This is a genomic window from Ruminococcus champanellensis 18P13 = JCM 17042, from assembly GCF_000210095.1.
Lineage (GTDB): Bacteria > Bacillota > Clostridia > Oscillospirales > Ruminococcaceae > Ruminococcus_F > Ruminococcus_F champanellensis.
In genome coordinates this window covers 1500696-1521911 of record NC_021039.1, presented here as the reverse complement: position 1 = coordinate 1521911, position 21216 = coordinate 1500696, and the positions used below count along the sequence as shown (strand labels likewise).

Here is a 21216-nt window from a genome sequence, read left to right as displayed (position 1 = left end):
ACCCTTGTGGGCAGGAAGTTCGTGGCGCACCTTCATCCGGCTGGGGCTTTCACCCCCGATCAGGAATGTACCTGTTGAATGTCTATTCGATTTTCAAGGTTCGTGAGGTTTTTGCCCTCACTAACCAACTGGGAAATTTTTTTCGATTTGTACGAAGTTTTTTTGAGATTTTTCAAAAAATTTTTTTCGACCACCTTTCAGGGATAAAAAAAGCCCCTATCACATCTCAGAGATGTAATAGGGGCAGAAATAGGAAAAGCCCGCTGACCGAAATCAGCGGGCTTAAATCATATGAAATTATCGTATGCTATCGGAACTTGTCTGCAATCGCAAAATTCCAAACGCATTTTTGGCGTAAGCTCGGAGTAAATTGGCGTAAGTTGTGGCGTAAGCACCGACAATTTTAGGTCAATCAATAGAGCTTTGCGCCTGCCGGAATGTGAGGATCGACCATCAGCAAATGCAACTTTTCTTCACCGTTTTCGTGATGCACGGCGGAGATGAGCATACCGCAGGAATCAATGCCCATCATCGGGCGAGGCGGCAGGTTGGTGATGGCGATGCAGGTCTTTCCAACCAGTTCTTCCGGCTCATAATAGTCGTGAATACCACTCAAAATGACCCGATCTACGCCAGTTCCGTCGTCCAAAACGAACTTTAAGAGCTTTTTGGACTTCTTCACGGCTTCGCATTCCTTGACCTTTACGGCACGGAAATCGCTCTTGGAGAAGGTGTCAAAATCGACCTGATCAGCAAACAAAGGCTCAATCTGAACATTAGAAAAATCAATTTTTTCTTCCACAACGGGAGCCGTCTGAGCAGCCTCCGCAGGAGCCGAAACTTCCTTGGAAACCTTCTTGTCAGAGTCCAACGGCTTCATTGTGGGGAACAACAGAACATCCCGGATGGATGCGCTGTCAGTCAGCAGCATCACCAGACGATCCAAGCCAAAGCCCAATCCACCGGTGGGAGGCATACCATATTCCAGTGCGGTAACGAAATCCTCATCCACGGTAGCATTGTTGTTGCCCTGGGCACGCTTCGCAGCAACCTGCCGCTCAAAACGCTCCCGCTGATCGATAGGATCGTTCAACTCAGAGAATGCGTTGCCCATTTCACGAGCGTAGATGAAATACTCGAACCGTTCGGTAAATGCAGGATCAGTGGGCTTCCGCTTTGCCAGGGGAGAATTCTCCACCGGATAATCGTAGATGATGGTGGGCTGAATCAGCTTTTCTTCCACAAATGCATCAAAGAAGGCGATCAGCACATGCCCCTTGGTGGCAGCATCTCCTTCGTCCACTTCCACGCCCTTTTCCTTTGCCACGGCACGTGCCTGTTCATCCGTTGCCCAATCGTTGTAATCCACACCGGCATACTTCTTCACAGCCTCCACCATGGTCAGACGCTCCCAGAGCCTGCCCATGTCGATCTCCACACCCTGGTAGGTGATCACATCACTGCCGCATACCTTCCGGGCAATGGTCCGGTACATATCCTCGATCAGATTCATCATGCCAATATAGTCGGTGTAAGCCTGGTACATTTCAATGGAGGTGAACTCCGGGTTGTGGGAGGTGTCCATGCCCTCGTTCCGGAAGATCCGCCCTACCTCGTATACCTTTTCAAAGCCGCCCACGATCAGTCGCTTCAGATACAATTCGGTCTCGATCCGCAGATACATATCCAGATCCAGGGCATTGTGGTGCGTAATAAAGGGACGTGCGGATGCGCCAATCTCCAGCGTATGCAGCACCGGCGTATCTACCTCCAGATAGCCCAGATTGTCCAGGTAGCTGCGAACCTCCCGCAGGATCTGGCTGCGCTTGAGGAAGGTGTCCTTTACGTCCGGGTTGACGATCAGATCCACATACCGCTGCCGGTAGCGGATATCCTGATCCTTCAGACCATGCCATTTTTCCGGCAGGGGCAGCAGGGACTTGGACAACAGTACAATGGATTTGGCATGTATGGAAATTTCGCCCTTGCGGGTACGGAACACAAAGCCCTCTACGCCCACAATGTCACCGATATCCCACTTTTTAAAGTCAGCAAAGGCTTCTTTACCAATCTCATTCATCCGCACATAGACCTGGATCCGGTCAGAACCGTCCCGCACATCGATAAAATTCGCCTTGCCCATGTCACGCCAGCTCATAATTCTGCCGGCAATGTGCACGATCTTTTCCTTCTGGGCCTCCAGCAACGCATTGAGCTTTTCCTCATCGCCGGCAGCCTCAGCGATCATCCGGGCTTCCTCTTTTTCAAAGGCAGCCTTCAATTCTGCATTGTGGGCATCCACCGGATATTTCGTGATCTCGTAAGGATTCTCATGCTTGACCTTTAATTCATCCAGCTTTTCCAGGCGAACCTTCTTTAAAATATGGACATCCTGCACTGCTTCTTCCAATGCAGCGCTGTTTTCTACTTCACTCATGCAACTTTGCGGCAGCTCGGCGGCTCCGCACACTCCTTTCTGTTACTTGGAAATTGCTACAACCTCGAACTCCAGCTCACCGGCGGGTGCCTCTACCAGGAAGGTATCGCCCACACGCTTTTTCAGCGCCGATTTGCCGATGGGAGATTCGTCGGAGATCTTGCCCTCCTTGAAGTTTGCCTCGTTGGTGCCTACGATCTGGAGCCGCTCGATCTTGTCCGTGCCAACCCGGCGAATCTCAATGATGGAGCCCATACCGATCTCGTCCACGGAAATGTTATCATCTTCCACGATCTCCGCATTTTCCAGGGTGATTTGCAGCTCGGCAATTTCCGCTTCCAGGATGCCCTGTTCGTTTTTTGCCTCATCGTACTCTGCATTCTCGGACAAGTCGCCGAAGGAACGTGCCTCTTTCAGTTTCTGTGCTACTTCCGCACGGCGCACGGTAATCAGATAGCTTAGCTTCTGTTCCAGCTTTTCGTAACCCTCACGGGACATCTGCTTCTTTGCCATAGTAACAACTCCTCATTCACTTCAATATCAGGTTACACCTATACAATATATTAGTATATCAGATTTTTGACGCCTTGTCAATAAAAAGCGAAAGATCTCCGTTTTAAAACATTAAATCAAGTATACTAATTTTAAGAAAAATGAGGGCTTTATACAATACAAGTCCGGTCTATGTATCAAACATTGGAACTGTAAAAGGTTAAGTTAAGGCAACGCCGCATAAGCTTTGTCCGATGTTGCCCTAAGTACAATCGTAATCATATAAGCTGCTATACCAATCAAAGTGATCGTGAACCCGAGGTTCATGTTTTTCTCTAAGATATCTGGAGAAATGACTTCGATGAACTTATCCGTTATAATCAATGAATCCTCTTCGGATTTCAGAGTTTTGGTATTAATAATGCTTGCATCATATTTGCTTGCATCGCAAACGATTCCACGAAATTCAACTTTTTCATTGGAATATTCATCATAAGATGAACTATCATTTTCTTCAGTACGATTATAAAACTTAGCGAAAATCTCTTTGTATTGCAAAGGAACTTTTATTGTAACACACTCGTCACCAATTATACACCAATAAATATCTTCAGCATTTTTATCCATACCGGTATTTGATATACCACATATTTTATTTGTTGAACCACAGAAATAAGTGCCGTTTGGAGAGCTTGAGACCGTATTCATCGCCCCTGCACTGTTGATCTTTACTGAAGTGTTCAGACCGTTACACATTATAATGATTCCGGCAACAACCCCGACTACTCCCAATAGACGTATAACATTTATCAATGGGCTCATCCGGATTCTCTTCATTTCACTTTTTAACAGAGGATCATTGTCTATCAAACTATATTCAGCAATCACTTCGTTGGAAAGAGACTCGTCCTTTTTTAATTCGTTGATAATAAAAAAAGCATGAAAGGTCGGGTATCCGTAGAGCGAGTTGATTTTCTTTTCAATAACACATTGCTTTATGCGCAGACCATAAATCATGAAGGCGATTATAAATGCAGCGGCTGTATTATAATCTATTATTTTAAAAGCAAATGCCATTGCAAAGGCTGATAAATTGAGTGCTGAGCATATAGCACATGATACAGTATCTCGTTTCATGCTCGTAAGTACCGCTTTCACTATAATAACAATCAGCGTTATGAAAGGCAATGCATAGAACGACGATATTAGTTCCATAAGCAAGCTTGAAAACAAATAAACGTCGGTAATCAACTGGAGAATTATAAGGACTTTACTTTTGCTTTTTATTTTTTTCAATCCAAAACAAATTGATTGGATCATGTCTTCCTGGGCTTTATCGAGCATATACTCCTCCGCTTATAAGCTGTAGGGCAACACTGCGCAAAGCCTTCGGCGCGCTTTGCACAGTCCGCCTCCGAAATCCGTGCTTTGTTCAAAACGCAAGGAAGCAATCCGGCGATTCATTGAACTTTTTTGTCCATTTAATTGAGAATGGAGCAGCTACGCAGGATAATCCCCCCGGTCAGTCACCAAAGTGTAGCCGATGGACTCCATCCGCTTTTGGAGACAGGAACGGCACTGGGCGCTTTCCTCCCCGGTGCAGATCTTGTTGTCGTACAGAGAATATTTCTTCCGCACCGCCACCGGAGAAAGATTCGGCATCACCACATTGGCACCAGCCAGAATCCCAAGCTCCCGCCCTCGGGGATCAATCGTACCCAGCGCCGTGGTGGCAGGCAGCAGCACCTGCTTCTGCTGGATCCGGATCAGGCTCAGCAGAAACAGGGTCAATTCCAGAGTCCCCTGGGGCTTATTATGAAAAGGGGTGTCCCCATGGGGAATGAAGGGGCCGATACCTACCATTTGCGGTTGCAACCGCCGGATAAACAGCAAGTCCTCTGCCAGGGTTTCCGGAGTCTGCCCGGGGGATCCCACCATAAAGCCGCAGCCGGTCTGGAAACCCAGTTCCTTGAGCGTTTCCAGGCATTTGATCCGATGCTCCAGGGAAAGAGGCTCCGGATGCAAAACACGGTAATGTGCCGGATCCGCCGTTTCATGCCGCAGCAGATACCGGTCAGCCCCGGCCTGTCGGAATGCTGCATAATCCGCCCGACACCGCTCCCCGATGGACAGGGTCAGAGCGCAGTCCGGATAGGCACCTTTGATCTGCCGGATTATGTGTACCATCCGCTCCCTGGTGAAATAAGCGTCCTCTCCCCCTTGCAGTACAAAGGTGCGGAAGCCGAGGGCATACCCCTCCCGACAGCAATCCAGGATCTCCTCCTCCGTCAGTCGGTAGCGCTCCGCCTTGGGATTGCTCCGGCGCAGACCGCAGTAATAGCAGTCATTTTTGCAGTAGCTTGTAAATTCGATCAGTCCCCGGACGAAGATCTGCTTTCCAAAGTATCGATCCCCGATTTTCCGTGCCTTTTCCTGGGCATACAGCCTGTCTTCCTCTGTATAGTCTGACAACAGCCGGATGTATTCTGCCCGCTCCAGGGGCTGTACCTCCAGCTTGTCGATCCATTCCTTGCAATGCATGGCGTTTCCTTTCTGTGTAGGTTTCTATGATATAGTATACCGAACCCATAGGATTTTGTCAAGGTGAGAAGCCTTGCTGTGATGCCTCGTTTATGATACAATAAGGACATACTTACAGCAACACTGCACAGAGCTAGCCTGGCGGCTTTGCCCAGCATCTGATGACGAAAAATCCGCCCAACATCTACCGCATATTCTTTGTGCGGTGCTGCCTTATTCCAATCAAGAGGCGACCACAGTGAATCGAACAGAATTTGAACAATTCATCCTTGCCTGGTACCCGTCGGAGTCGGACTGTCCCTGGGCAAGTCATCCCCGGCACAAGGTGTTTCGCCACAGGGGCAACCGCAAATGGTTTGCACTGATTATGAACGTATCCAGAGATAAACTCGGGCTGTCCGGTTCGGATATGCTGGATGTGGTCAATCTGAAATGCGATCCCCTGCTGATTCCTTCCCTTCGGGAGCGGCCGGGCTGCTTTCCTGCATATCACATGAACAAAACCCACTGGATCACAGTGGCGCTGGACGGCAGCGCATCAGACGAAACCATCAAAATGCTCCTGGATATGAGCTACGCTGCCACCAAGTCAAACGCATGCAAGGGGAAATCCTAAGGCAATAGTTGTCCCCATACGCAAAGCCCCGAAGGTGTTGCCTTAAATCCAATTATTGCGGCGGGTCCAGGTTTTTCTGTACCCAGCGGCGAATCCGATTCACCGCATTCCAGCAACCCAAAAGCAACAGGATCAGATAGGATACTGCAAACCAGCATAGTTCCTTTGTGGAAAAATGCATAAGCTCGAAAAACCGCTTCCACGCTTCCTGGTTTGTCAATGTGCTCTGGAATGCCTCGTACAAGGTACAGCCCAGATAGATCAGGCTTGGCAGGCACAATGCAAGAAAATATAATTGGTAATAGCGGTTGGAAACACCCGCCCCGCCAGTCCATCTTCGTACCAGTATTGTAATCAGAGCTGCAATGGCTGCCCAAGGCACACTCTTCATCATCCTGCATAGGATCAAATCCCGGATCACTTGCGCAAAGGTCTGCCGATACCGGTACTGGGGCAGCACCGTATTGGTTTCCGGATTGTATAGGATGGGCGGCACCAGATAGCTCTGCTTTCCGGACTGAAAGGGGTATTCCTCCGACAGCTGAAGCAGATTCCCCTGGGAATCCACCAAGGCGATCCTGAAACTCCGACGAGTTTCACACAAATTGAGAAACTCATCAGCTGCATTGAAGCACAGCGTAGTCTTTCCCGGATTCGTGCGTATATCTGACAGATGGGAATACCATTGAATGCTCCGATATGTGCTCCCATCCTGCAGCGCCACCGGGGGTGCGGATTTCCTTACACCCTCAATCTCCTTGTATTCACGATACTCCGGATCCTCCTCCGCCAGTGGAATCAGCAGCTCCAGCATCCCCTCCGCCTCTGTTCCCTCCTGGAACTGAATGGTACATTCATATTCTGCATGACATCCATTCAGCATTACCAGCACCATCAGCAGGATCAGTCCACACAAAGCAACCCTGTATCGTTTCAAGCATGCCACCTCTTTTCGTCCGTTTATTCAGATGCTTTGTATCATATTTTATCACAAATATCCATTACTTGCAATCACTGAAGGCAAAAACAGCCCCATCGGTTTCCCGATGAGGCTGTTGGTTTATCCAATTACGTTTTTCAGATATGCTGCCGCCGCCTGGTTGTACAGATACAGAGCCGCAGCAAGCTGCTGCAGATTCTCCGGCGCATCCGGACTTGCCAGCACTGCATGCACATAGCACATGGTGTCATAGTGCAGGGTGTAATCGCCGATCACACAGTCAGCAGCGGTTCTGCCGGGGGTGATCTGCTGATCCATATAGTAATACTCCCCCTTGTTGCCGCTAAAGCCGTATTGGCTCACGTCCACACCGGTTTTCACCTTGAAGTAATGCCGCAGGATCATATCGGATTCCAGCACCAAGCTGGAGCCGTAGTAGGTAATGCCCGCCGGCAATGTGCCGGATACGGTGGGATTTGCATCCGCCAGAGTATCCGCAGTGATGCCGCGCATTTCCTCAGCAGCGCCCAAAGTATCCCCGTCAAAGTATGCCTTGGCGTATGCACCATACCGCAGGATCTCCTGGGTCAGTGCCACCGTTTCCGCAGAATACTGATTCTCGTGGTCGAAAATATAGTCTGCATAGTCCGCCACCATAAAAGTGTAAAGTTCACTGCACAGCGAGCCGGCATACATCTGTGCCGTAATCGGGGCAGTCATTTCCTTCGGAGCGACCTCGCAGTTGAAGATATAATAGGTCTGGTTGTTGCGGGTCTCCCTTATGGCATCCGATACATAGATCTTCTTAGTCTGACCATCTGGCAAAGTAAACAGCATATAGCTGTCGAAGCGTGCTACAGTGCGAGGATCCAGCTCCATGTAGAAGCGAACGCCGATATTGCCGCCCAGGCTCAGAGAATAACCAACCAGGTGTGCGCCAACCTGATTTTCAAAGAAATCGCAGTACTTGCACTTGCCGTTTTCGTACACATGCCCCCGGAAGGTATCCTGCAGCGCCGTGTTGCTGTAGGAAACGGTATAGGGCGCCTGGTTGTTGCAGCCTTCATAGGTTAAGTACTGATATACTTTTTCGCCGTCCAGAGAAGGTTCACTCTGATGGATCTTTCCGTTGTCCAGGTCCTGCCCCCAGATCTCACCCGACTGTCCCGATTGCAGGAGGTATGCCACCTCGCCGGAATAGAGTTCCGCAGCGTTCTTTCCCAGAACGTCCTTTGATTTTCCAGTCTCGGTTCCGATCCCATCGCCGCTGAACACGTCGCTGTTGTAGAAGCAGATTTCGATGCTTCCCTCAGCGTCATTGATGCCGCTGATACCACCTGCGTATAGGTTGCTGGTCACCTGCCCAACGCTGCAGCATCTCTGAATGGTTCCGTCATTTCTGCCGCAAATGCCGCCGGCATTGGCATCTGCCGATACACTGGCAGCATTCTGGCAATTCTGAATGCGACCGAGGATAGCCGAATCATTGACGCCGCAGATACCGCCTACACTGGTACTGCCTTTTACAACGCCTTCCACAGCGCATTGCCGGATGGTACCATCATTATAGCCGCACACAGCCCCTACGGCAATCCTGCCCAGCAGATAGGAATCCATGATGCGGACATTGCAGATCTTACCCTCGGACATTCCAAAGAGTCCCACATGATCCAGGTCAGCATCGTTCACGTACAGTCCGCTGATGCTGTAACCGTTTCCGTCAAAGGTACCTGCATAGGCTGCTCCGGGTGTTCCAATGGGCGTCCACTTACGATGATCTTCTCCCGATAGCGCCCCACCGCTCAGCACAAATTGGTTCACTGTGATATTCGCCGTCAGCACAGCATTGGCATACCGGTTCTGATCCACATTTTCCAGTGTATCGTTCACAAGCCCGGCAAACCAGTACAGCTGACCAGCATTGCTGATCTCATACTTCATGTTGTCGTTCAGAACAGCAGGCTGCACCGTCTTGCCGCAGGCGCAGAAGCCGTTGCGGGACTCATAGCCTCCGTGTCCGTTGTAAACCGGCTCCGCCGGGGCATTGCCGTAAACCGTACCCGCTTCCAGCTCACAGCTATCGTATGCTTGATTTTTGTACACAATATTCGGGTTGTAGAGCGTCGGCATGGGATCCATACCAAGCAGCTGTCCCCAGGGAGAATCCAACAGTCTGGATTGAAAAAGGTATGCGACCTCACCGGAGGCAAAGGCATCCGCAGTCATGGGGGAGGACTTCTCCATTTTACCGTCCTCGCCGCCGAATACCGGACCGCTGAACAGATCGCTGTTAAAATAGCAGACTTCCATTTTTCCTTTCGTGCTCTGCAGACCCGCAATACCGCCGACATTTTCGTTGCCCGTTACGTTGCAGAAGCTGTAGCAGCACACAAGAGAGCCAGTATTCAATCCGCAAACGCCGCCTACATTGCTCAGACCTTCCAGGTCTCCCGTGCTGTAGCAGTTCAGAATCGACTGATTATTGCTGCCGCACACACCGCCAAGATTATAGTCCCCCTGCAGGGAGGCTGTATTGGCGCATCCCTGTAGATAAGCGTCGTTTACGCCGCAGATACCACCAATCGCGATGGCATCCTCTGTGCCGGTCACCCAGGCATCATTGATGCAGTGCTCCACCACGCCGCTACTACAATTCCATCCACAGATGCCGCCCAAATAGGAATTCCCCACAGCCAGACCGTAAGTGTAACACTCTCTAATGGTTCCGCTGTTTCTACCGCAAAGCCCGCCGACTTTAGATCGCCCGTTTACATAGAAATCATCCAGGCATAAATTGGTGATCGTACCGGATGCAGAACGGAACAAGCCTACATAGTCGGTGTCGCTTTCATTCAGATACATTCCCTGGATGGCATGCCCTTGTCCGTCAAAGACGCCCATATAAGGTACATCGCTGATCCCCATTGGTGTCCAGGGGCGGAACGTACCCTGGTTCAGTTCGCCGGCATCGTTCAGCACATGTTTGTTCAGTACAATATCCGCTGTCAGCACAGCATTGGCAGATCGTTTCTGCTCCACGCTTTCCAGCGTACCGTTCACAAGCCCTGCGAACCAGTACATCTGCCCGGCGTTGCCAATCTCATAAGTACCTTCCGCATTCTGCACCGCCGGCTCCATGTAACCGCAGGTTTCACAGAAGCCGTTGTTCAGATCATGAGCCGGAGCCTGATCCCCGTTGGTATTGCTGTAAACAGTGACGGGGGTATCCGACTTGGCGCAGGTGGTGTAAATCCGTCTCAGGTAAACCCTTGCGCCTCCAAGCACAGGTATGTCCTGAACCGTTTCTCCGTTGTCAATGTTCTGTCCCCAGGCTTCTCCCAGCTGACAAGCAACTTCACCGCTTGCCAGCTCTGCGGCAGTCTTGCCCGAAGAATCCGTGATTTCGCAATTGGTATCTATTGGTATTACCTTACCGTCAAATACATCACTGTTAAAATAGCTGTTCTGTATGATTGCATACATTCCTAAATAACCACCGCAGATGCCGCCTTGTAAGGTGTTGCCGCTGACGGGCCCCAAAACCAGGCAGTATCTGATGATTCCGCCGCTGCTGCCGCAGATTCCACCGGCTCCATAAGCGGTAGCGGTTACACGAACATCACTCAGGCAGTTTTCCACCACCCTATTTTTCTCCATGTAGCCGCAAATACCCCCTACATTTATAGTGCCTGTTACCATACCGGAAACAGCGCAATTGCGAATGGTTCCGTTGTTTAAGCCGCAGACAGCACCCACTTTACGCTGTCCGATGACATAGCAGTCCACCAGGCGCAGATTGGCGATCGTGCCGTTTGATGCACGGAACAAGCCTGCGTTGTCCGTGCCGCTTTCATTCAGATATATTCCCTTGATGGCATGCCCCTGTCCGTCAAAGCTGCCGGTGTATGGCGTATCCTCCGTACCCATGGGCGTCCAGGGGCGGAATGTTCCCTCGTTCAGTTCTCCCTGGTCATTCAGCAGGTTTTCGTTGAGCACAATATCCGCTGTCAGCACTGCATTGGCGGACAGATTCTGCTCCACATCCGCAAGGGCTCCGTTTACAAGCTTTGCAAACCAGAGCAGCTGTCCGGTGTTGCCGATCTCGTATGCGCCTGCTGCATTCTGCAGTGCAGGCTGTATGGTTTCTCCGCAAGCGCAGAAGCCGTTGTGGGATGCATAACCACCATGTCCGTTGTAAACCGGCTCCGCCGGGGCATTGCCGTAAACCACAACTGGCTCCAGCTCACAGCTTTCAAAGATGCCGTTTTTATACACAATGTCCGGACTGCCGGGGATGGGGTATGCATCCGTCCCCAGCTTCTGTCCCCAAGCCTGCTCCGGCTGGGAGCCTTGCAGCAGAAATGCCGCCTTGCCGGAGGAAAACGCCTCCCCGTTCAGCGACTCCGCATTGGCATCCGGCACTGCCTTCTCCAGGTAATAGCAATCAGTGATGACCGCTCCCTGCCCGGTGCTGCTGCTGGTGCTGGGCTGACCGCAGATGCTGGCACAATCCTGGTCGTTGGTCACAGTGCCGATGTTGGCACAGTTCTGAATGTAATACGTATCATACCCGGATCCGCAGATGCCGCCGGCACAGCCTCCTGCGCTGACGGAACCGGAATTGAAGCAATTTTTGATGGTTGCAGTCTTCCCGGAATAGCCGCAGATGCCGCCGCCGATATATGTAGCAAAGATCCTGCCGGTATTGGTACAACCGGAAATGACCGTTCCCGTGCCGCTCTGTCCGCAGATACCGCCGCCGGAAGCCGTACCGGACAGGGTTGCCCCATTGTGGCAGTTCTGGATATTGCCGTTGGCCACACCGCAGATACCGCCCACGGATGTCTGCGCCTTGAAGTAGGAATCCGCAATGGTAAGATCGGAAACAGTTCTCCCGCTTTCCAGAATGCCGATAAAACCGCCGTTGCCCTGTTCCATATCCAAATACAAGCCGCTGACCGTATGATTGCCGCCGTTGAAATTACCTGCATAGGGATTCATGTAATCGTCACCCAGGGGCGACCAGGGTCGGAACGCAGCTGTCTTCTCCGCATTCAGGGTACCGTCCTCCAGCAGCACGTTTTCATTGATCGTGATATCCGCCGTCAGCACTGCATTGGCAGAGGTGTTCCGGGACACGCCTGCAAGCGTGCCGTTCACAAGCCCTGCAAACCAGTACAGCTGCCCCGGGTTGGAGATCTCGTAGTACCCCTCTGCATTCTGTGCAGCAGCCTGGGGAGTTGCACCGCAGGCGCAGAAGCCATTATGCGCCTCGTAGTCCACATGCTGGCTGTACAGGGGCTGATCCGTATTGCTGTATCCGACTCCAGGCTCGCCTGCCTTGTCACAGGTGCTGTATACGTCTACCTGATAGACCTTTGCGCCGCCCAGCATCGGATCACTGTCCTCGCCGAGTTTCTGTCCCCAGAACGGCTCCGACTGTCCCTCCTGGAGCAGATATGCAATCCTACCGCTTGCCACCTCTGCGGCACTCTCCCCCGAGGAATTTGTAATGGTAGAAGAAACGGTACGGCTCACGACCTCTCCGCTGAACCGCTCCTTGTTGAAATAACAGTGGTCGATCGATGCCGAGTCTACGCTGCCGCAAATGCCGCCCAAATACGACAAAGAATTGGTCACGGTACTGTTCGCATAGCAACGCTCAATGTTTGTGCTTACAGCCCTGCCGCAGATACCACCGACGCTGTTATCCGCAGTAACGGAACCGGCAAAAGAGCAGTTTACAATGTCGCTGCCATTCTCTATAACTCCACAGATGCCGCCTACATAATCCCTTCCGGAAAAATAGGAGTCCACAACACGGATGTTGGAAATGCTTGCAGAGGCACCGGCTGCACCCACAAGCCCCACACCAAAAATCAATTTCTGCATATAAAGACCCCTGACAGTATGGCCCTTTCCGTTAAGCGCACCTTTAAACCTATTTTTCTCTCCAGTGCCATAATAAGATCCAATGGGTGTCCATGGGCGAAAGCTATCCGCATCATATTCATTGAGCGAGCCGTCCTCGTTCACTACATATTTGTTTACCGTAATATCCGCCGTCAATTCGGCGTTTGCTGCTGTATTCTGTTCTGTTCCGTCTGTAAGGGTACCGTTGACCAGAGCCGCAAACCAGAACAGCTGTCCTGCGTTGCCGATCTCATAGGTCGCCTCTGCATTCTGCTCGGCTGGCTGGAGTGCCTGACAGGAGGTACAGAAGCCGTTGTCATAGCTGTGCTCCGTATGCTCCGTTTCCTCTGCCGCCCATGCTAAAAGATCCAGGCGGAAGCTGCCGTCCGGGAACTCCAGGAGGGGTGATCCGCACATCAGCAATGCGGCAAACAGAGCCGTCAGTTTCTTCAGTGTTTTTTTCATCGCTTTCATTCCTTTCTGTATATTTCAGACAAATCCCCACAGAACCTGCGGGGGGTACTGCGTTGCCCTTATTATACCACATCCAGCGGAGCATTGCAATCAAACTGTCGTGAACGTCAATTTTCTGTCGTAAACGTCAGCGAAAGGAGTGGAAAAAGCCTTGCGGATATTGTATAATAGAGTGGGTGACTGTGAACAGCCGGATGCTATGTATTGACAGGAGCGAGGTGTGAAAGGTGCGTATTGGGATTGTAGATGATATGCCGGAGGAATCCGCCAACATGGAGCATGCTCTGAACTGCCTGGGTGCGGAGCTGGCAGTGGAGTTTGAGATCCATTGCTTTTCCAGCGGCGAAGACTTCCTGAAACACTTTGAACCGGGTGGCTTTGATGTGGTGTTCATGGATATCTACATGCAGGGCATGTCCGGAACAGAAACAGCCGCCGCTCTGCGTCATCAGGACAGTCGCTGTATTCTGATTTTTCTGACCACCAGCATGGAGCATATGCCGGAGGCATTTGCCTGTCACGCCTTTGAATACATACAAAAGCCATTTGAGCCAGACCGAATCCGCAAGGTCATGGAGGATGTGCTCCGGGTCATGCCTCCCAAGGCGAGATACCTCACATTCACCAGCAACAGGCAGACTGTCCGCCTGTTGTATGAGCAGTTTGTTTCTGCCGTTGCAGACGACCATTATGTGCGCATCACGGACAGCAGCGGGAACAAATACAGCACACGCATGAAATTTTCAGACTTTGCCGATCCCCTTGCCCGGGACAAGCGGTTTCTGCTGATCAACAAGGGCGTGCTGGTCAATATGGATCACATCACCGCTTTCGGGGAATACGGCTGCCGCATGAGCAGCGGTGAAACTCTTCCGGTTAAGGTCAGGGACAGGGCAAACATTGAAGAAGCCTGGCTGCATTACAGCTTTTCCGCAATCCGCAGCGGACAGAAAGGCAGGCGATCCTCTTGACGATTCTGAATTGGCTGCAACAGGCAGTACAGTTTCTGGTGCTGATCCCTTCTGCCATGCTGTGCTACCTGCCCATGCATCGACAGCTGCGATTCTCCCCGGGAAAAACCGCATTGCTTGCGGCAGGTACGCTGCTGGTCTATATTCCGGCTGCTGCCTGGTGTGCAGCTGCCCTGGGACTGGACTGCAACATAATCCTGCTGCCCTCTCTGCTGCTGTTCAGCGTGGGCTATCGCCTGACATTAAAAACCGACTGGAGCCGCTGTATCTGCACATTCTTGTTCAGCTGTGTGGTGTCCGCATTCGTCTCCAATTTTTCCTACGCCTATGACGCATGGCTCCATCCGGGGAGCACCTCCGGTCAGTTCAGCTGGCAGGCAGCTCTGTTTCAGTTTGCAGCCACCGGCGTGGCGGCGGTACTGCTCATCTTCCCCCTGCGCAAGTGGGGCAGCATCCTGATTGACCGGCTGCTGGTTTCCGGCGCATGGGGCTCTATGATCGCTGTGTCCGCCACCTTTCTACTGCTGAATCTCGCCATCATCCCCCGGCACTACGCCACCCTGTACGTGGGCAGGTGCTTCCCCATATATATTACGCTGCTGCTGGTGCTGCTGCTGTTTCTGATTGCGATGTACGTTTCCTTTTACCATACGGCAATGGGGATCTTACGCACAGCCGCCATCCAGGAACGGATCCAGTTCTTTGAAATGGCGGAGAATCAGTATCGGATGCAGAAAAAATACATCGAAGATACTGCCAAGGAACGGCATGATTTCAAGCAATCTGTGTTTACCCTGAAGCGGCTTGCGGATGCAGGAAATTTAACCGCCCTGCAGCAGTATCTCACAAAGTATGTCAGCAGCCTGCCGGAAACGGAGATCCGGCATTTCTGCAAAAACCATGCGGTCAACGCACTTTTGAATTATTACGCACAGCTGGCTGCAAGCAATGGAATCCAACTGGACTGGCACACGGATATCCCGGAATGGATCCATGTTGCAGAGCCGGATCTGTGCAGTCTGCTGGGAAATCTCATTGAAAATGCCTTTGCCGGATGCAGTACGGTGGAGGATACCGCCCCACGCTATCACTGCCTGTCTGTGGAGTTGAGAAACAACGTCAACCTCTATATTGTTTCTACCAACAGCTTTGATGGCTTTGTCCGGCTGAAGGACGGGCAGTATGAATCCACCAAGCGGAAGGGCAGCGGAATCGGGATCCACTCCGTAAAAATGATTGCTGAAAAATACCGGGGCACCGCAAGGTTTCATCACATGGGAACCGAGTTCTACGCCGATGTGATGTTACAGGTGAAAAGTGGCACTTTGGACACGCAGGCATAAAAAAGCCGTCTGTGATAACTCACAGACGGCAATGTTCTGTTATGTGACACCGTACACGTTCTGCATGGCGCCGCCCTAGGGCATCGCCGCACAGAAATTGTGCAGTAGATGTGTCAACAGATTCCCCAATTGCTTTTCAAAGAAAAAGCACCCACGTGATTGCGTGGATGCTTTGGTGCGCTTGACAGGATTCGAACCTGCGACACCTGGCGTCGGAGGCCAGTGCTCTATCCAGCTGAGCTACAAACGCATAGACTATAGGGTGTTGAGGGCTCCCGTTCCTCACCTTTATAATTATACCAAACTCTCTTGAATTTTTCAAGAGAATATGCTATAATTATAGAAAATAGTTTCTTTGCACGAAAATCATTAGGAAGTTTTCTACTGCTTTTGTGTGTTTTCACAATATTCATGTAAGGAGGTGTGCGTGTGCAGGACTATATCTACGTGCTGGTCAGCCGAACGGGTACCAACATTGCTAAAATCATCCGTTTTTTCACCAGAAAACCCTACAACCACGCTTCCATCTCTGCGGACAGCAATCTGCATGAAATGTACAGCTTCTGCCGCAACTCTCCTTCCATGCCCCTGCCCGCCACCTTCAACCAGGAGATCGTAGGACGGGGCACCTTGGGCAGATTCTCGGACATTCCCTGTGAGCTGTATGCCATCCCGGTAACTCCGCATCAGCGACTGATCTTTGAGCACGAATTGGAGCATTTCAAGCTGCACCGAAGCATGTATTCCTATAGTCTGCTGGGAATGGGCACGGTGCTGTTCCAGATCGGGCTGCACCGACGGTATAAATACGTCTGTTCCCAGTTTGTCGCCCATATAATCGAACAAAGTGGCATTGTCCTGCCCAAACCGGCAGTGCTGTGTACGCCGGAGGATCTGCGGCACATTCCCGGCGCTCTGCTCATCTACCGGGGAGAATTGAATGACTATGCAAACCGACTGTTTTTCCATCAGCTAGCCTGAGCATTGCCTGCTCCAGCCAGTCATACCCCCAGGCAGCATACCGCACTGCCGGCGGCAGCAGCACTTCCCGCTGATGTGCCCCCTGTTCCGGTACGATCAGTTCCAGCTGTGCCTGCGCCACCTGCACCCGGTATGCACTGGGCTGCCGGGTGATCTGCACCGCCGGGATCGGCTCCCGGTTGGTTTGATTATAGGATCGTACATAAACTTGCAGCATCCCCGCCGCCAGCCCGTTCAGCAGCATGTAATACACCAGGGCCAGGCAGGCGGTTCTTTTTGTACGCCGTTTCATATTACGTTTCCTCCTTCAGATCCAGCAGTGCCCGGGCGATGGATGCACCCAGCACCGAGCCTGCACGCTTCACCTGCGCCAGGGTATTCCCGTGACTGCCCACCTCGATCAGCAGGCTGCCGGTGGTCAGATCCTGGTTATACTTCCGGTAATCGAACAGCACCGGCCGGGTCAGACCCGGCGTGTCGGATTCGATCTGCTGCTGCAGGCAGCTGGCAAACCGGAAGTTTTTCATGTAGTTTGGCATGTTCAGAGAACCGTTGTCGCACCCGGAGATGATCATCACCTGGGCGGTGTCCTGTCCATCCACATCAATCACCGGCTGCAACAAGTTTCCGTTGCTGACAATGGCATCCCGGTGGATGTCCAGCACCACCTTAATGGTGGGGTTCTCCTCCAGGATCCGCTTGACCACCACCCGGCTCCGGTCATAGGAACCGGTATAACGGGGATAGTCATGAATGGTACCGTCATGGATCACGCCGATGCCTGCCTTTTTCAACTGGGCTTCAATCTGATCCCCCACCATTACCACGCTCAGCGCCGGATCTGTCGTGCGGTAATTGAATTCCGCATCCCCATACTCCCGCACATAGGGCTCAAAGCTCTCTGTGGTATGGGAATGCATGATCAGCACCTCCGGCGAGCCATCCCCCATAATGGTAAAAGCTGGCGCTTTCCGGCTTTCCTCCAACAATGCGGCATTGTCCACACTGGTACAGTTCCGAACCTGTCCGCACTTGTCCAGATCCACAATATTTCCGCCGGAATAGCGCTGATACGCCATCCGGACGATCCGTGCGCTACCCGGATGCCACACAGTGGGATAGGGCTTTTCCCCCGGATCCCCACTGGCGTAAAACACCGGCTCCGCCTCCGGCTGAGTGGCGACTTCCGTGGTCTGTTCCGGTTTCGGGGCGTCCGGCTCCTCTGCAAGCCAGCCATAGCCGCTGGACAAACAGGGCGGATCCTCCCTGTTATCTGCCGGTTCCTGCTCCAGATCCGTCCGCAAATCATTCAGCCGATTGGCTGCAACCGGGATCTGGGGAATGAGCTGGAGCATACCTGCTGCCAGCAGGGGCATTCCTGCCAGAACGCATCCCCACATCAGCACACGCAATCCGTTTCTTCTTCTGCGCATTCTTCCACCTGCTTCCCAGGCGTTGCCGCATGCTGCGGTGCCGCCTATATAGTATGAACCCTCTGCTTCATCCTATGCGTCCTCCATTCCGGTTATGCCGGGAATGTGACAAGCCCAATGCACATAGTCTTTAGAAGCAACAGAGGAAAGGAAGATGCACATGTACCGTTGCTGCAATGTAAAGCGCTTTTTGATCATGCTGCTGTGTGATCTGGTGGCGGTGGGGCTGCTGATGCTGCTGTTCCGATGCAGCCTGTTCCGGACAGAAGGCGTATCGGATCCCAGAGAAAATGGAATCCCCCTGCCGGTTCTGATGTATCACAGCGTCTTTTCCGGCAGGCACAGCGACTATGTTGTCCCCCCGGAGGTGCTGGAAAGTGACCTTGCCTATTTGTCCGACCATGGCTATCAGGCAGTGCTTGTGTCCGATCTGGTGGAGTATGTATACAACGGAAAGCCCCTGCCGGAAAAGCCGGTGATGATCACCTTTGACGACGGCTATTACAACAATCTGGAGCAGTGCCTGCCCCTGTTGGAAAAGTACGACATGTGCGCTGTGATCTCCGTGGTGGGCAGTTACATTGTGAACCAGGCGGAACAGGATTCTCACATAACCGCTTATTCCTATCTGACCTTTCCAGAAATCCAGACTCTGCTGGAGTCCGGACGCATTGAGATCGGCAACCACACCTATGACCTGCACAGCCATACCCACCGACAGGGCTGCGGCATTCTGCCGGAGGAGTCGGAAACCGCATACCGGGAACTGCTGCGCTCGGATCTGGAACAGCTTCAGTCCCTGCTGGCGTCCCAGGTGCAGATGCGGCCTGTCGTGTTCACCTACCCCTATGGCTATGTGTGCCGGGAGAGCATCCCGGTGCTGCGGAGCATGGGATTTCTGGCTACCCTGACCTGTTATGAAGAACCCAACCGGATCACAAGAGATCCGGACTGTCTGTTTGGCATCGGCAGATACAACCGCCCCTACGGCATTTCCACCGATGCCTATATGCAAAAAGCATTGAAAGGAAGTTAAATCATGACCCCATGCCGCAAATGGCTGACCCTTCTGCTTCCCCTTGGAGCTGCTGCCCTGTTTCTGCTGCTGAAGCTGTACCTGGATCAGATCGCCATATTCCACATTCCATGTGTGCTCTGGTTTCTGACAGGGCTGTACTGTCCCGGCTGTGGAGGCACACGGAGCATCACGGCAATGCTGAACGGGCAACTGTGGCTGGCAGTCCGGTACAATCCGGGAGTACCCCTGCTGGTGCTGCTGGGGTTACTGTGGTACGGAGAGCAGTTGCTTGCGGCATGCGGCATACAGAAAAAAATCATTCCCAGAAGCAGGCGTTTCTGGCTGCCGCTCCTGGGAATGCTCATCCTGTTCTATTTGCTGCGCAACGGGATCAGTATGCTAGCTCCACCCCGGTGAAGCTGGACTTGGGTGCACCGGAGGAGGTTTTGTTGCCGCCGGTACTGCCGAGGGCAGACTGGAGGTCATCAAACTCACCCTGCTGGTACATCTGATCCAGATAATCCATTACATCATCAAAGGTGATGCCGAACTTGTCCAGGGTTTCCTTGTATTCACCCTCGTAGTACTTCTGGAGGTAATCCGGCACGGTACCGTCCTTCTCATAAGCCGGGAATACGGTATCCGCATCCTGAATGAGCTGGGTGTAGTCCTGCATGATCTGATCGCTGTTCTTCCAGAACACGCTGGTGCTCTGAAATACGATAAAGAGCAGCAGAATGCTCACTACAGACAAAATGATGCCTGCGATGGACAAGCCCTTGCCGCCCCGGTGCGTGGCAAGAGAAATGATGCCCAGTATGATGGAAATGGGCGCTGTGATCACGTTGAGGCAGCAGCAGCACATCAGCACGATGCTGCAAATACCCAGTACCAGGGACGCAATGGCAAAGCCCTTCCGCTCCTCCGGCACCGGCTGCTGGGGCTGCATGGACTGCCAGTTGTTGGGGTACTGATTGGGATACTGGTTCGGATACTGATTGGAATAGTCCTGTGGATTCATGTTTGTCCTCCTCAAAGCGGCGTGGCTGAGCCTGCCGCAGGTTTGGTGTTGCCGCTATATGCCGATCTCCCATTCCCAGTTGCGAACGGAGAGCTCGTCCAGATTGTAGGGGGTTCGCTGGTATACGCAGTAGTTGAGCCAGTTGGAAAACATCAGATTGGCGTGGCACCGCCAGGTCACTCGTGGAGTCCTGGTAGGGTCATCCTCCGGGAAGTAATGATAGGGGATCTGAATATCGATGCCCTTGTCCCGATCCCGGAAGTACTCCTGGGCAATGGTATCCCGGTCGTACTCGGAATGACCGGTGATAAAATACTGTCTGCCGTTTTTGTTGGCAACGATATGCACCCCGGACATGGGAGAACTGGTGAGGATCTCCAACTGGGACACCTGTTCAATATCCGCCCGGCGAACCTCCGTATTCCGGGAATGGGGCACATAGAAGCACTCGTCAAAGCCCTTCAGCAGCAGGGAATGCTCCACCTCCACCACATGGGGAAAGATGCCGAACATTTTCTGCGCCAGAGGGTATTTGGGGATGCCGAAGTGGTAGTACAGCCCAGCCTGCGCCGCCCAGCAGATATGCAGGGTGGAGAACACATGGGTCTTGGACCACTCCATGATCTGGCAGATCTCATCCCAGTAATCCACCTGTTCATAGGGCAGATGCTCCACCGGCGCCCCGGTAATAATCATCCCGTCATAATGCTTGTCCTTAATCTCCCCGAAGGTGGTATAGAAGGTTTCCAGATGGCTCAGGGAGGTATTCTTGGAAACGTGGGACGCTACATGCATCAGTTCAATATCCACCTGCAAGGGGGTATTGCTGAGCAGCCGCAGAATCTGGGTTTCGGTTTCGATTTTCTTGGGCATGATGTTGAGAATCAGGATCTTCAGCGGACGGATGTCCTGCTGCTCCGCCCGGTCATGGGTCATCACGAAAATATTCTCGTTCTGTAAAATCTGATATGCGGGCAAATCCTGTGAAATCCGGATCGGCACAGCCGCCACTCCTTTCCTGCTGATTTGTGCTACC

Annotated in this window: 16 protein-coding genes and 1 tRNA gene; 6 read left to right on the top strand and 11 right to left on the bottom strand. The window is 52.2% G+C overall.

Annotated features, from left to right (window positions below; all coding sequences use genetic code 11):
• Window positions 1-412 precede the first annotated feature (412 nt).
• The 4 genes from lysS to hydE form a co-directional block, all read right to left on the bottom strand.
• Window positions 413-2437 carry a lysine--tRNA ligase gene (gene lysS / locus RUM_RS06720; protein WP_041326321.1) on the bottom strand — a complete coding sequence of 675 codons (2025 nt, stop codon included), beginning with the start codon at window positions 2435-2437 and terminating at the stop codon, window positions 413-415.
• Window positions 2438-2479: 42 nt separating this feature from the next.
• Window positions 2480-2950 (bottom strand): transcription elongation factor GreA, encoded by a 471-nt coding sequence (gene greA / locus RUM_RS06715; protein WP_015558403.1) that lies wholly within the window; start codon window positions 2948-2950, stop codon window positions 2480-2482.
• Between the two features lie 204 nt (window positions 2951-3154).
• Complete coding sequence (locus RUM_RS06710) at window positions 3155-4273, bottom strand: hypothetical protein (protein WP_015558402.1); 1119 nt, start codon at window positions 4271-4273, stop codon at window positions 3155-3157.
• A gap of 156 nt (window positions 4274-4429) precedes the next feature.
• The gene (hydE, locus tag RUM_RS06705) at window positions 4430-5470 is read right to left on the bottom strand and encodes a [FeFe] hydrogenase H-cluster radical SAM maturase HydE (RefSeq protein WP_015558401.1); all 1041 of its coding nucleotides are present in this window, start codon (window positions 5468-5470) and stop codon (window positions 4430-4432) included.
• Window positions 5471-5708: 238 nt separating this feature from the next.
• Here hydE and RUM_RS06700 point away from each other — a divergent pair, with 238 nt between their 5' ends.
• Window positions 5709-6086 (top strand): MmcQ/YjbR family DNA-binding protein, encoded by a 378-nt coding sequence (locus tag RUM_RS06700; RefSeq protein ID WP_041326320.1) that lies wholly within the window; start codon window positions 5709-5711, stop codon window positions 6084-6086.
• A gap of 52 nt (window positions 6087-6138) precedes the next feature.
• Here RUM_RS06700 and RUM_RS06695 read toward each other — a convergent pair whose 3' ends face one another.
• Together RUM_RS06695 and RUM_RS06690 are read right to left on the bottom strand one after the other, a co-directional pair.
• Window positions 6139-7023 carry a hypothetical protein gene (locus RUM_RS06695; protein ID WP_147645585.1) on the bottom strand — a complete coding sequence of 295 codons (885 nt, stop codon included), beginning with the start codon at window positions 7021-7023 and terminating at the stop codon, window positions 6139-6141.
• 123 nt (window positions 7024-7146) lie between these two features.
• Window positions 7147-13404 (bottom strand): M26 family metallopeptidase, encoded by a 6258-nt coding sequence (locus tag RUM_RS06690; protein ID WP_015558400.1) that lies wholly within the window; start codon window positions 13402-13404, stop codon window positions 7147-7149.
• A gap of 236 nt (window positions 13405-13640) precedes the next feature.
• Between RUM_RS06690 and RUM_RS06685 the strand changes: the two genes are divergently transcribed.
• Both RUM_RS06685 and RUM_RS06680 read left to right on the top strand, forming a co-directional pair.
• Complete coding sequence (locus RUM_RS06685) at window positions 13641-14384, top strand: LytR/AlgR family response regulator transcription factor (protein WP_049775522.1); 744 nt, start codon at window positions 13641-13643, stop codon at window positions 14382-14384.
• The gene (locus RUM_RS06680; RefSeq protein ID WP_041326318.1) at window positions 14381-15727 is read left to right on the top strand and encodes an ATP-binding protein; all 1347 of its coding nucleotides are present in this window, start codon (window positions 14381-14383) and stop codon (window positions 15725-15727) included. The genes RUM_RS06685 and RUM_RS06680 overlap by 4 nt, the downstream gene beginning before the upstream one ends.
• A 173-nt stretch (window positions 15728-15900) precedes the next feature.
• Here the strand turns inward: RUM_RS06680 and RUM_RS06675 are convergent.
• Window positions 15901-15977 (bottom strand) — tRNA-Arg (locus tag RUM_RS06675).
• A 179-nt stretch (window positions 15978-16156) separates the two neighbouring features.
• Here RUM_RS06675 and RUM_RS06670 point away from each other — a divergent pair.
• Entirely contained in the window at window positions 16157-16708 is a 552-nt protein-coding gene (locus RUM_RS06670; RefSeq protein ID WP_041326316.1) for a hypothetical protein, read from the top strand.
• On the opposite strand, the gene RUM_RS12085 is transcribed toward RUM_RS06670, so the two are convergent.
• Both RUM_RS12085 and spoIIP read right to left on the bottom strand, forming a co-directional pair.
• Window positions 16647-17000 carry a hypothetical protein gene (locus RUM_RS12085; RefSeq protein ID WP_049775521.1) on the bottom strand — a complete coding sequence of 118 codons (354 nt, stop codon included), beginning with the start codon at window positions 16998-17000 and terminating at the stop codon, window positions 16647-16649. The two genes, RUM_RS06670 and RUM_RS12085, sit on opposite strands and share 62 nt — an antisense overlap.
• Before the next feature lies 1 nt (window position 17001).
• A complete protein-coding gene (gene spoIIP / locus RUM_RS06665) occupies window positions 17002-18141 on the bottom strand; it encodes a stage II sporulation protein P (RefSeq protein WP_015558398.1) in 1140 nt (379 codons plus the stop codon).
• Between the two features lie 160 nt (window positions 18142-18301).
• Between spoIIP and RUM_RS06660 the strand changes: the two genes are divergently transcribed.
• Together RUM_RS06660 and RUM_RS06655 are read left to right on the top strand one after the other, a co-directional pair.
• A complete protein-coding gene (locus tag RUM_RS06660) occupies window positions 18302-19177 on the top strand; it encodes a polysaccharide deacetylase family protein (protein ID WP_015558397.1) in 876 nt (291 codons plus the stop codon).
• A 3-nt stretch (window positions 19178-19180) separates the two neighbouring features.
• Entirely contained in the window at window positions 19181-19576 is a 396-nt protein-coding gene (locus RUM_RS06655; protein ID WP_015558396.1) for a DUF2752 domain-containing protein, read from the top strand.
• Here RUM_RS06655 and RUM_RS12080 read toward each other — a convergent pair.
• The gene (locus RUM_RS12080; protein WP_015558395.1) at window positions 19551-20180 is read right to left on the bottom strand and encodes a DUF4190 domain-containing protein; all 630 of its coding nucleotides are present in this window, start codon (window positions 20178-20180) and stop codon (window positions 19551-19553) included. The genes RUM_RS06655 and RUM_RS12080 overlap by 26 nt on opposite strands.
• 54 nt (window positions 20181-20234) lie before the next feature.
• On the bottom strand, window positions 20235-21182 hold the full coding sequence (metA, locus tag RUM_RS06645; RefSeq protein WP_041326315.1) for a homoserine O-acetyltransferase MetA: 948 nt from the start codon (window positions 21180-21182) through the stop codon (window positions 20235-20237).
• Window positions 21183-21216 lie beyond the last annotated feature (34 nt).

What these genes read in the sequence shown, in the direction of transcription:
- greA (WP_015558403.1), bottom strand. Translation starts at nt 2,950, where the DNA reads ATGGCAAAGAAGCAGATGTCCCGTGAGGGTTACGAAAAGCTGGAACAG.
- lysS (WP_041326321.1), bottom strand. Translation starts at nt 2,437, where the DNA reads ATGAGTGAAGTAGAAAACAGCGCTGCATTGGAAGAAGCAGTGCAGGAT.
- RUM_RS12085 (WP_049775521.1), bottom strand. Translation starts at nt 17,000, where the DNA reads ATGAAACGGCGTACAAAAAGAACCGCCTGCCTGGCCCTGGTGTATTAC.
- RUM_RS06690 (WP_015558400.1), bottom strand. Translation starts at nt 13,404, where the DNA reads ATGAAAAAAACACTGAAGAAACTGACGGCTCTGTTTGCCGCATTGCTG.
- RUM_RS06655 (WP_015558396.1), top strand. Translation starts at nt 19,181, where the DNA reads ATGACCCCATGCCGCAAATGGCTGACCCTTCTGCTTCCCCTTGGAGCT.
- RUM_RS06710 (WP_015558402.1), bottom strand. Translation starts at nt 4,273, where the DNA reads ATGCTCGATAAAGCCCAGGAAGACATGATCCAATCAATTTGTTTTGGA.
- spoIIP (WP_015558398.1), bottom strand. Translation starts at nt 18,141, where the DNA reads ATGCGCAGAAGAAGAAACGGATTGCGTGTGCTGATGTGGGGATGCGTT.
- RUM_RS06660 (WP_015558397.1), top strand. Translation starts at nt 18,302, where the DNA reads ATGTACCGTTGCTGCAATGTAAAGCGCTTTTTGATCATGCTGCTGTGT.
- RUM_RS12080 (WP_015558395.1), bottom strand. Translation starts at nt 20,180, where the DNA reads ATGAATCCACAGGACTATTCCAATCAGTATCCGAACCAGTATCCCAAT.
- hydE (WP_015558401.1), bottom strand. Translation starts at nt 5,470, where the DNA reads ATGCATTGCAAGGAATGGATCGACAAGCTGGAGGTACAGCCCCTGGAG.